Raw genomic sequence first — 11703 nt, forward strand, 5'->3', positions numbered from 1 at the left:
ATTTATATAAACAAACATCAGCTAATTCGGTCTATTTTTCCCAACGCTGCGCCGCAGATTTATCAGTGTCTCTAGATTCAACCCAACGTACTTCTTTGGTTGTTCTTTCTTTCTTCCAAAAAGGTGCATTTGTTTTTAAGTAATCCATAATGAATTCGCAAGATTCAAACGCAGCACCGCGGTGTGCACTCGATACGCCAACAAACACAATTTGATCGCCCAGTTCCAGATTACCAACACGATGAATCACTTTCACTTTTAATAGCGGCCAACGTTCTTTCGACTGTGCGACAATATCATTCAATGATTTTTCTGTCATACCAGGGTAATGCTCTAAAGAAAGCCCCGTCACATCATCACCAAGGTTCATATCTCGAACCTTACCGATAAAAGTAACCACAGCACCAGAGGCTGTACCTTCTGCTAACAGAGTATATTCATCACCAACATTGAAGTCATGTTCTTGAACAGAAATCATCTTAACCACCTGTTACTGGTGGGAAAAAGGCGACTTCATCACCATCAACAACCGCGGAATCTAAGCTTGAAATAGTTTGATTTATTGCGACAAGCAATTTTCCTTTTTCTAGGGCTAAATCCCACTTACCTTCTTTTTTACTTAACTCTTCTCGAATTGCTTCCGCTGTCGCGTACTCACCTGTAAGTTCCAGTTTACCGGTTCCTACTAACTCTTTAGTTTGGGCAAAAAATAATACTGTGATCATGCGTCAACCTTAAAGTGTCCAGATTTACCGCCCGTTTTTTCTAATAAACGAACTTGACTAATAACCATGTCTTTTTGAACGGCTTTACACATATCATAAATGGTTAGAGCCGCAACAGAAGCAGCTGTTAAGGCTTCCATTTCAACGCCAGTTTTTCCAGTTAACTTACAGACTGATTCAATACGAACCATGTTTTCAGCTTCAATTGCTTCAAGTTGAACTTCTACTTTAGTCAGCAACAACGGATGGCATAATGGAATAAGATCCCATGTCTTTTTCGCTGCTTGAATGCCTGCAATACGTGCGGTAGCAAAAACATCACCTTTATGATGAGAACCAGAAACAATCAACTTTAGAGTTTCTGGCGCCATATGTACGAATGCTTCTGCACGCGCTTCACGAACGGTTTCTTGTTTTGCTGATACATCAACCATGTTCGCCTCACCAGAGGCATTAATATGAGTAAAATTTGACATAATTCTTCTTTATTATCCGCCAATAGAGGCTAAATGAGGGGTCATTCCAGCGTGGCCATCATGTAAAAAGTGGCCTTCTGCTTTATTATCTAATTGCGTTTGAATGCGCTGAATTAACTCGTCTTGCTGAGTATCAGCTTGCAATAAATCACGTAATTCAACACCGTAATCACCAAATAGGCACATATGTAACTTACCTTTTGCTGATACTCGTAATCGATTACAACTCTGACAGAAATCTTTTTCGTAAGGCATTATCAACCCAATTTCACCCATATAATCTGGATGAATAAAGACTTGAGCTGGGCCATCACTTTCGCCACGAGCTTTTAATATCCAGTTATTCGCAATTAAGTGATTACGGATCGAGACACCAGATTGATGATGATTTTTGAAAAGATCGTCCATTTCACCCGTTTGCATCAACTCAATAAAACGCAATTGAATAGGACGAGTTTGGATCCACTTTAAAAAGAGAGGTAATTCGGTGCTGTTGAGATCTTTCAGTAATACCGTATTCACTTTGACTTGCTTGAAACCCACTTCAATTGCTTTATCAATACCAGCCATAACTTCGGCGAATTTATTTTCACCTGTGATCTGATAAAACATATTTGGATTTAAGCTATCAACACTGACATTGATATTCGTTAGACCTGCTTCACGCCATTCAGCGACATGTTTTTCCATCCGATAACCATTTGTTGTCGTAGCAACTTTAGTTATCCCCGGCTGAGAAGCCACAGTACGGATAATGTCAGTGAAATCTTTACGAAGGCTTGGCTCTCCCCCTGTAATACGCACTTTTGACGTACCACAACGGGCAAACGCACTCACAGTACGTTCGATTTCATCAAGCTCTAGGAAGGACTCTCGCTTACCATTTTCAGGTCGATAACCATCAGGTAAGCAATAAGTACATTTAAAATTACAGACGTCTGTAATCGACAACCGTAAATAATAAAACTTACGGTTGTAGTTATCTTCAAATTGTTTCGCCACGGAACACCTTTCCAAACACGGGAGGCTTGTTCATTTCCAAACAAACCCTTGTGACCGAATTGTCACTGGCTCACACTACATATTGAATATTTCTTAGAACAACTTAGTAGCTTGAGCTCGGAGTTATGGCAACCACACTAAACCAGTATTAATTCAGTTGGTGCTCTTATTAAAATACTCAATATTTCTGTGGTTTTCCAATTTCTTTTGAAATTAACCCAAAATTTCTCTATTTTATTTGATTACTGTTAACTTTGTTAATAACAAATTACTTAAAACTGTGATTAATTCAACATTTACTTTATTAGTACTTGTCCAATTTATTATTATCCACCACACTCAATTTACGTTTTTTAAAGAATATAAACATGACTGAACATAAAATTGTTGCCATTGGTGGTGGTCACGGCTTAGGGCGAGTTCTTGCTGCGCTTAGTGATTTTGGAAGCAATGCTACAGGCATAGTAGCAACAACAGATAATGGAGGCTCTACAGGGCGCATTAGAGAGTGCCAAGGAGGAATTGCGTGGGGAGATACTCGAAATTGTATCAACCAGCTCATTATGGACCCTTCGATTAGCTCTATGATGTTTGAATACCGATTTAAAGGCCTAGGTGAATTACACGGTCATAATCTTGGAAATCTAATGCTTACCGCGTTAGACAACCTAAGTGTTCGTCCATTGGATGCCATTAATTTAATTCGAGATATGCTAAAAGTAGAGACAAACATCATTCCAATGTCTGAGCATCCATCAGATTTAGGCGCGTTAACCACTGATCTACGTAAAATATCAGGGGAAACCAATGTTGATGACATGGAAGAAGTTCCACTTCGTCTTTTTCTTGATCCTGAAGTACCAGCAACCTTAGAAGCAATTGATGCAGTAAAAGAATCGGATTTGATTTTACTTGGACCAGGCAGTTTTTTAACGAGCATAATGCCACCGTTACTATTACCCGGAATTGGTAAAGCTATTGCAGGAAACAAGCATGCAAAAGTCGTCTTCATTGATAATTTATCTAAAGAGTTTGGCCCTGCAGGTAAAATGAACCATTCAACGATGTTAGCTTGGTGTGAACGCGCGTGTTCGGGAAGAAAAGTAGATATCGTTCTAACAGATCGAGAATTAGCTGAGTTACAAAATGAATACGATTGCAGAAAAACAGATCTCGCGTCACCAAATCATGATTGGCGACACGATAGAGACAAATTAAAACAAGCTATCGTTGGGCTATTAAACTAACCAAGGCAGCTTTAGAATAGGCTTTTATTTTATAATAAAAGCCAATTTCCTAAATCAGAAACTCTCGATAAGCACGCTCTGTTTGACGAGCAATATCAACAAACTCAGACATATTATTCTGAACCCATTCTTTTTGATGTGATTTTGCTTTTTCTTCGACATCAATCGCCATTCCCGCTAACTTATCCGCACCAAAACTCCCAGCGCTACTCTTTAAGCAATGGCTAATTTCTCTTACTTTATCAATTTCAGGTTGAGAACTTAATGTATCAATAAAGTCATGTAATTCATCACAGAAAATACCAAATAAAAAGGGCACATTCTCATCACCAACTTCCTGCACTAACTGATTGACGGCTAGTTGATTTACATATTGATTCACGGTATCACCCTCTATTTATCATTCCATGACTGTAATTTTCTATATATTGTGGAAGGGCTCACCTCTAATTGCTTAGCGGCTTGTGGAATGTTCCCATCACATAGAGTAATTGCATCTTCTATAATCTGCTTTTCAGACAACCATAATGGTCTAATTTCTTTTTTCATATTGCCTTCAGGTACGAATTCAATATCAACTGGAGGTTGTTCAAAATGACGGCTTAAGCGATTAACTGCTTGTAAAGATGCAATATTCGAACCATTATTATCTTCTGGTGCTAACGGTGGCGGAAGCATAGAAAGCAAGACTTCTTTACCTCGAATCAATACCACGACATTTCTAATGACGTTTTGTAATTGCCGAACGTTTCCCGGCCAATCATATTCAAGAAATCGAGAGACCACATCAGGGCTAAATGTAATAAATTCTCTCCCTTCTTCATGAGAAAAATGACCTAATATTGAGTGACCAATTTCAATAATATCATTGCCTCTTTCTCGTAACGGAGGCAGCGTTAATGGGATAACATGCAATCGATAATATAAATCTTCACGGAATCGACCTGCTTGAACTTCTAGCCAAGGATCACGATTAGTTGCACAAACAAATCGAACATCAACTCGACTCATTTTAGAAGAACCTACTTTTTGAAAGGTCCCTGTTTGAATAAAACGTAATAATTTGGTTTGCAGGTCTAAATCCATTTCGCACAATTCATCTAAGAACAGGGTTCCTCCGTCAGCTTGTTCTGCCGCCCCTTTCCTATCAACTGACGCTCCTGTAAATGCGCCTTTAACATGACCAAACAACTCACTTTCAATCAAGTCTTTCGGTATCGCGGCACAGTTAATCGCGATGAATGGCCCGTCTCCCCGCTTACTTGCTGCGTGAACGGCTTCGGCACACACTTCTTTACCTGTTCCTGATTCCCCAGTAATAAAGACCGTGGCTTTACTTGGCGCCGCAGAATCAATAGTTCGATATACTTGATGCATTTGAGAGCTACTACCAATAAAACCTTGGTATTGATTGTTGCTTTTATTTGGATCAAGACCCGTATTATCTAAGTTCTTCTGCGCTCTTCTTAATGCACTATTTACAGTGACTCTGAGCCTATCGGCTTCACATGGTTTAATAAGAAAATCCTGAGCACCTAAACGCATCGCTTCAACGGCAACATCAATAGAACCATGGGCAGTCATTAACACAACAGGTGTATCATGATGAATTTTTCGAATTTCCGTTAAAACCTCAAGTCCAGTCATATCCGGCAAGCGCAAATCCAATAAAATTAAATCCGGTGCCTTTAACGTCACTTTTTCAATCGCATCAACACCTTTTGCTACAACATCGATATCTAAACCTAAAGGATTAAGGTAAGAACGATAAAGCGCAGCAACAGAAGCGGTGTCTTCAACCATGAGTAAATATTTTTTTTGCATCAGAATCCAAACCATTAAAAAGCATATCAACCTTTGCATTTTCGCATAATGCAATTGCATAACGCAAAGGTATTTTCGCATTATGCAAAACAGTTGTGATATCGCGTCTTTTTTGTACTAAATTAGGCGTTTTTCATGCTATAAAAAGTTGGCACGCTCTCTGCTATATGTATAGTGACCCTTTAAGCCAAAGGGTCACCTAGCCAACTGACGTTGTTAGTGAAATTTACTTTCACATGAACAATAAAGCCAACCGGTATATTACGGTTGGCTTCTTTTTTTCTTAAAATCAATAATTTACAAAATAGTCATTAACTATTCGTTATAAATTGATTCCTTAATTTGTCTACCTCATCCCTTACTTTAGCAGCCTGTTCAAACTCGAGATCTCTCGCATGTTGATACATTTTTGCTTCTAATCGTTGAACTTCTTTTTCTAATTGCTGAGGCGTCATCGATTGATAACTCGCTCCTTCTTCTGCCACCTCTGATAGCTTCATTTTAGGTGCGACTATTTTCCGTTTATTCTTAGTCATATCTCCCAGCTCAAGAATATCAGCCACATTTTTTTTCAATGCGGTTGGCACAATACCTAATGCTTCATTATGTAATATCTGTTTTTCACGTCTTCTTTCTGTTTCTCCAATGGCTTTTTCCATTGAGCCCGTGATCCGATCTGCGTATAAAATCGCTTTACCTTCTAAATTACGAGCGGCACGTCCTATCGTTTGAATTAATGATCGTTCGGATCGTAAGAAGCCTTCTTTATCTGCATCTAAAATCGCGACTAAAGACACTTCTGGCATATCTAAACCTTCACGCAATAAGTTAATGCCGACTAACACATCAAACTTACCTAAGCGCAAATCACGGATGATCTCAACACGCTCAACCGTATCAATATCAGAATGTAAATAACGAACTTTCACTCCATGCTCTGCAAGATATTCAGTCAGATCTTCAGACATACGCTTGGTAAGCGTCGTCACCAACACTCTCTCACCCACCTTCGTACGAATTCTGATCTCAGATAATAAATCATCCACTTGAGTTCCAACGGGGCGAACTTCAATAATAGGATCAAGTAAACCAGTAGGCCTTACTAATTGCTCAGCAATATCAGAGCCTGATTTTTCGATTTCATATTTTCCAGGCGTAGCAGAAACGTAAATCGTTTGTGGAGCACGGGCTTCAAATTCATCAAAGCGCATAGGACGGTTATCTAATGCTGAAGGTAACCGAAAACCGTATTCAACCAAATTCTCTTTACGTGAACGATCACCTTTGTACATTGCCCCTATTTGAGACACGGTAATGTGGGATTCATCAATAATCAGTAAGCCATCTTTAGGTAAATAATCAAATAAAGTGGGCGGCGCTTCACCTTGAGGACGACCACTCAAATAACGAGAATAGTTTTCAATACCAGAACAAAAACCAAGCTCATTCATCATTTCAATATCGAATTGAGTTCGTTGTGAGATTCTTTGTTCTTCAACTAGCTTATTATTAGCTAATAATTCTTTTTTTCGCTCAGCTAAATCGACTTTTATCTGTTCAATAGCATCAAGTACTTTTTCTCTGGGTGTTACGTAGTGTGTTTTCGGATATATAGTACAACGAGGCATGTCTTTAGTAATAATTGAACCCGTTAATGGGTCAAACTTACTAATACGTTCAACTTCGTCATCAAAAAGCTCAATTCGAATCGCTTCATGCTCTGATTCTGCAGGAAAAACATCCAAAACCTCACCACGAACACGGAATGTACCTCGCTCAAAAGCCATGTCATTACGTTTATATTGTAATTCAGCTAATCGACGTAAAATATCACGTTGGTTAATGATATCCCCTCGACTCAAATGCAGCATCATACTTAAATACGCTTGAGGATCGCCAAGACCATAAATCGCAGAAACAGAAGCGATAATAATCGCATCTTTACGTTCTAATAATGCTTTTGTCGCAGAGAGGCGCATTTGTTCAATATGCTCATTAACCGATGAGTCTTTTTCTATAAAGGTATCCGTGGTTGGGACATAAGCCTCTGGTTGATAATAATCAAAATAAGAAACAAAATATTCCACGGCGTTATTAGGGAAAAAAGCTTTCATTTCACCATAAAGTTGAGCAGCTAATGTCTTATTATGTGCCATTATCACGGTAGGACGACCTGATTTAGCAATCACATTCGCCAGTGTGAATGTTTTACCTGATCCAGTAACCCCTAATAACGTTTGATGAGCAAGACCATTTTCTAGCCCTTCATTTAGCGTTTTAATTGCCTGAGGTTGATCCCCTGCTGGCTGATAGTCTGAAACTAATTCATACGCACTAGTCATTTATATTGCTCCACATTTTTACGGCTCTTTTATAGAAAGACACACTATCAAATCTTACTCTTTTTTTATAGAAACGCTTTATTAAGATAAAAGTTTTCCCCAGACAAGAACAAATTATAACCAATGTTGTTTTTTTTCTTTATTAATTTATTACTTATTGATTAGTTCATCATCAAAACCACACTAAGTCATTGATTTATTAAAATCATAAACCCATATTTTTATTTTAATACCGATTGCATGCACTGATACAGCTAGCCAAATACGACTTAACACCGTTTCATTAACATACTTATCCACAGTTTTAGTGGATAACTACCCACAAGCCTTGTTTTCTATAGGCTGCAGCTAATGTCAATAATTTTTTGAACAAAAATAGTTAATTGTTGGCTAAATAATCGATCGATTATTTTTTGTCCTTTAGCGGTTGACAGTCTTTTTTTGAATCGTTATTATCACGTCCGAAAAAACTTTTCCCTTTTAGTTCAGTTGGTAGAACGCCGGACTGTTAATCCGTATGTCGCTGGTTCAAGTCCAGCAAAGGGAGCCAAATTTTAAAGCCTTGTCTAGCGACGAGGTTTTTTTTGCCTAAAATTTAAAAACCTATTCTTTCTAAGGTTGTTATCACTGCCGTAAAGTCCGATAATAACCAGACCATCTATTATTATAAAAATCATCTGCATGACTGAGTATCTCTTACTTCTTATTGGGACTGTTTTAGTTAACAACTTTGTATTGGTAAAGTTTTTAGGACTTTGTCCATTTATGGGTGTGTCTAAGAAACTAGAAAGTGCCATTGGAATGGGCCTTGCAACGACCTTCGTTCTGACTTTAGCGTCAGTATGTTCTTATCTTATTGAAACCTATATTTTAGCGCCTCTAGGAATCGAATACTTACGCACGATGAGTTTCATTCTAGTGATCGCCGTTGTTGTTCAATTTACAGAAATGGTTGTTCACAAAACCAGTCCGACGCTTTACCGTGTACTTGGTATATTTTTGCCACTAATAACAACAAACTGTGCTGTACTTGGTGTCGCCCTATTAAATGTCACCGAAAATCATAACTTTATTGAATCTATCATTTATGGTTTTGGTGCTGCCGTAGGTTTCTCTCTTGTTTTAATCCTTTTCTCTGCCATGCGTGAACGCATCGCCGCTGCAGATGTTCCTCTGCCATTTAAAGGCGCATCGATTGCTATGATTACTGCAGGATTAATGTCTTTAGCCTTTATGGGCTTTACTGGTCTAGTGAAATTATAAACATGAGTTCTATTTTAATTGCCGTTATTGCAATCTCTGCCCTAGCCCTCGTTTTCGGGTTAATTCTCGGTTTTGCATCAATAAAATTCAAAGTTGAATCCGATCCAATCGTCGATCAAATTGACTCTATATTACCACAAACTCAATGTGGTCAATGTGGTTATCCAGGCTGTAAGCCTTATGCAGAAGCCATTGCAAACGGTGACACCATTAATAAATGTCCTCCAGGTGGTCAAGCTACGATTGAAAAGTTAGCCGATCTAATGGGCGTTGATATCCCAAGTTCTGCTCATGACGAAGAAAAAAGTATTAAAAAAATCGCCTTTATTCATGAGGACATGTGTATTGGATGTACTAAATGCATTCAAGCCTGTCCTGTGGACGCGATTGTTGGCGGCACAAAAGCACTACATACTGTTATTGAAGCAGAATGTACTGGCTGTGATTTATGTGTTGCGCCATGCCCAACAGATTGCATTGAAATGATCCCTGTAAATACAACGCCTGATAATTGGAAATGGGATTTAAATACAATCCCTGTTGTGAATCTTCCTGCAGATAAACCAACTAAAGCATCGGAGCTGTAACCCATGTTGTCCATTATCGAAAAAATCAAACAAGGTCAATTATGGGATTTTCATGGAGGTATTCACCCTGCTGAAAATAAACACATTTCGACACGAAATACCGTCCAACAAGCGGGGGTTCCAGATCAACTAATCCTTCCACTAAAACAACATATTGGTGCTAAAGGCGATATTCTTGTTACCGTAGGTCAACACGTATTAAAAGGGCAACCCCTCACTCAAAGTAATATTGCTATGTGTGTGCCTATTCATGCGCCCACTTCAGGAAAGATCGTAGCAATAGAGCCAAGAACCGTTGCCCACCCTTCAGGCCTAACAGACTTGTGCATTGTTATTGAGTCTGATGGTAATGATCAGTGGATTGAAAATAGAAAACCGATTACTGATTTTGCAACCCGAGATCCAATAAAACTTATTGAGCGTATTCGTCAATCTGGTATATCAGGCATGGGCGGAGCGGGTTTTCCTACGAGTAGAAAATTACAAAGCGGTATTGGGAAAGCAGACATGCTGATCATCAATGCAGCTGAATGTGAACCCTATATCACCGCGGATGATCGTTTAATGCAAGATTATGCGGCCGAGGTGATTGTTGGTATAAAAATCCTACAGCACATTTTAACGCCTAAAATAGCAATTATCGGCATTGAGGATAACAAACCGGAAGCGATTAAAGCATTAAATGCGATCGTAACAGAACACGATAATATCTTAATTCGAGTGATTCCAACCAAATACCCATCAGGTGGTTCTCGCCAGCTAGTGAAAATCTTGACAGGTAAAGAAGTACCTGCGAGTGGGCGCTCTACCGACATTGGGGTTATTGTTCAAAATGTAGGTACAATATTTGCCGTTAAGCGCGCGATATGTGATGCAGAACCATTAATTGAGCGAGTGGTTACATTAACAGGGAACAGTTTAGATATACCGGGGAATTTCTGGGTTCGCTTAGGTACCAGTGTCGACTATTTAATGACGCTTACTGGCTATAAAGCCGATAAAAAACACCCGCGTATTATCATGGGTGGATCGCTAATGGGATTCACATTACCCCACCAACAAATACCAATAACTAAAATTACCAACTGCATTATTACGCCAGACAGAAAAGAGCTCCCTCTTTACAACCATGAAATGGCCTGTATTCGTTGCAGTAGTTGCGCAGATGCTTGTCCCGCAGCCTTACTACCACAACAATTATACTGGTACTCAAAATCAGAAGATTATGAAAAATGTGAAGAATACCATTTATCTGATTGTATAGAATGTGGGGCATGCGCTTATGTCTGCCCAAGTGAGATCCCACTTGTTCAATATTACCGCCAAGCTAAATCTGAAATTTATGCACGTAAGCAAGATTCACTTGCGGCAGATCGTGCCAAAGTACGTTTTGAAGAAAAAAATGCACGAATGGAACGAGATAAACTAGAACGAGAGAACAAATTTAAACTCGCTGCAGAAAACCGTCGTAAAGAAATGAGCACAGAAAAAGCAGCAGGATCAGGTAATGATGCCATTGCTGCGGCTATAGCAAGAGTTAAAGCTCAAAAAGCAGCACAAGAATCTGGAATCGCGAGCCCTAAACCAGCGGTTGCGGCGGCGATTGCTCGTGCAAAAGCAAAACAAGCTGAAGCGACCAAAGACCATTCTGGAGATCCCGATAATTCTGAAATGACTAAATTACGTGAAGAGCGTAAGCAACAAGCACGTGACAGAAAAGCAAAACAAGAATTAGAAAATACAACTTCAACCAATGAAGAAAATTCGCCGAATAAAACCGAGAAAAAAGACGCTGTAGCTGCCGCCATTGCACGAGCGAAAGCACGTAAAGCAGCACAAGCTGAAAAAGGCGCTCCTTCATCAAACGCTGAGACTGAAACAAAACCAGAATCAACGAGTGATAATGAGACACCGACAGAAGATCCAAAGAAAGCAGCCGTAGCTGCCGCTATTGCACGAGCGAAAGCCCGTAAAGCAGCACAAGCTGAAAAAGACGCTTCTTCATCAAACGCTGAGACTGAAACAAAACCAGAATCAACGAGTGATAATGAGACACCGACAGAAGATCCAAAGAAAGCAGCCGTAGCTGCCGCTATTGCACGAGCAAAAGCACGTAAAGCAGCACAAGCTGAAAAAGACGCTTCTTCATCAAACGCTGAGACTGAAACAAAACCAGAATCAACGAGTGATAATGAGACACCGACAGAAGATCCAAAGAAAGCAGCCGTAGCTGCCGC

At 39.4% G+C, this 11703-nt stretch carries 11 protein-coding genes, 1 tRNA gene and 1 riboswitch; of the genes, 5 read left to right on the forward strand and 7 right to left on the reverse strand.

The window, feature by feature from the left end:
• Positions 1 to 31 precede the first annotated feature (31 nt).
• From moaE to moaA, 4 genes are all read right to left on the reverse strand, one after another.
• The gene (moaE, locus tag AACV33_RS08760; protein WP_182700157.1) at positions 32 to 478 is read right to left on the reverse strand and encodes a molybdopterin synthase catalytic subunit MoaE; all 447 of its coding nucleotides are present in this window, start codon (positions 476 to 478) and stop codon (positions 32 to 34) included.
• Between the two features lies 1 nt (position 479).
• Positions 480 to 725 carry a molybdopterin synthase sulfur carrier subunit gene (moaD, locus tag AACV33_RS08765; RefSeq protein ID WP_012550454.1) on the reverse strand — a complete coding sequence of 82 codons (246 nt, stop codon included), beginning with the start codon at positions 723 to 725 and terminating at the stop codon, positions 480 to 482.
• Positions 722 to 1201, reverse strand: coding sequence for a cyclic pyranopterin monophosphate synthase MoaC (gene moaC / locus AACV33_RS08770; RefSeq protein WP_017022890.1), 480 nt, complete (start codon positions 1199 to 1201; stop codon positions 722 to 724). Before moaC ends, moaD begins: the two co-directional genes overlap by 4 nt.
• A gap of 12 nt (positions 1202 to 1213) precedes the next feature.
• A complete protein-coding gene (moaA, locus tag AACV33_RS08775) occupies positions 1214 to 2203 on the reverse strand; it encodes a GTP 3',8-cyclase MoaA (RefSeq protein ID WP_012550452.1) in 990 nt (329 codons plus the stop codon).
• Positions 2192 to 2338, reverse strand: a riboswitch (molybdenum cofactor riboswitch). Its footprint overlaps the gene before it by 12 nt.
• Before the next feature lie 233 nt (positions 2339 to 2571).
• Here moaA and yvcK point away from each other — a divergent pair.
• On the forward strand, positions 2572 to 3450 hold the full coding sequence (gene yvcK / locus AACV33_RS08780) for a uridine diphosphate-N-acetylglucosamine-binding protein YvcK (protein ID WP_182700158.1): 879 nt from the start codon (positions 2572 to 2574) through the stop codon (positions 3448 to 3450).
• A gap of 49 nt (positions 3451 to 3499) precedes the next feature.
• On the opposite strand, the gene AACV33_RS08785 is transcribed toward yvcK, so the two are convergent.
• The 3 genes from AACV33_RS08785 to uvrB form a co-directional block, all read right to left on the reverse strand.
• Positions 3500 to 3832, reverse strand: coding sequence for an Hpt domain-containing protein (locus AACV33_RS08785; RefSeq protein ID WP_012550450.1), 333 nt, complete (start codon positions 3830 to 3832; stop codon positions 3500 to 3502).
• Positions 3833 to 3843: 11 nt separating this feature from the next.
• A complete protein-coding gene (luxO, locus tag AACV33_RS08790) occupies positions 3844 to 5289 on the reverse strand; it encodes a quorum-sensing sigma-54 dependent transcriptional regulator LuxO (protein WP_182700159.1) in 1446 nt (481 codons plus the stop codon).
• A 296-nt stretch (positions 5290 to 5585) separates the two neighbouring features.
• Positions 5586 to 7616 (reverse strand): excinuclease ABC subunit UvrB, encoded by a 2031-nt coding sequence (uvrB, locus tag AACV33_RS08795; RefSeq protein WP_017022887.1) that lies wholly within the window; start codon positions 7614 to 7616, stop codon positions 5586 to 5588.
• Between the two features lie 474 nt (positions 7617 to 8090).
• Between uvrB and AACV33_RS08800 the strand changes: the two genes are divergently transcribed.
• The 4 genes from AACV33_RS08800 to rsxC all read left to right on the forward strand — a co-directional run.
• Positions 8091 to 8166, forward strand: a tRNA-Asn gene (locus tag AACV33_RS08800).
• A gap of 131 nt (positions 8167 to 8297) precedes the next feature.
• Entirely contained in the window at positions 8298 to 8879 is a 582-nt protein-coding gene (rsxA, locus tag AACV33_RS08805; RefSeq protein WP_012550447.1) for an electron transport complex subunit RsxA, read from the forward strand.
• A gap of 2 nt (positions 8880 to 8881) precedes the next feature.
• Positions 8882 to 9466, forward strand: a complete 585-nt coding sequence (gene rsxB, locus AACV33_RS08810) for an electron transport complex subunit RsxB (protein WP_012550446.1) — start codon at positions 8882 to 8884, stop codon at positions 9464 to 9466.
• A 3-nt stretch (positions 9467 to 9469) separates the two neighbouring features.
• Positions 9470 to 11703, forward strand: a 2234-nt coding sequence (gene rsxC, locus AACV33_RS08815) for an electron transport complex subunit RsxC (protein WP_255458567.1), incomplete at its 3' end; no start/stop codon positions are given.

This window comes from Aliivibrio sp. SR45-2, from assembly GCF_963890165.1.
GTDB classification, from domain to species: Bacteria; Pseudomonadota; Gammaproteobacteria; order Enterobacterales; family Vibrionaceae; genus Aliivibrio; species Aliivibrio salmonicida.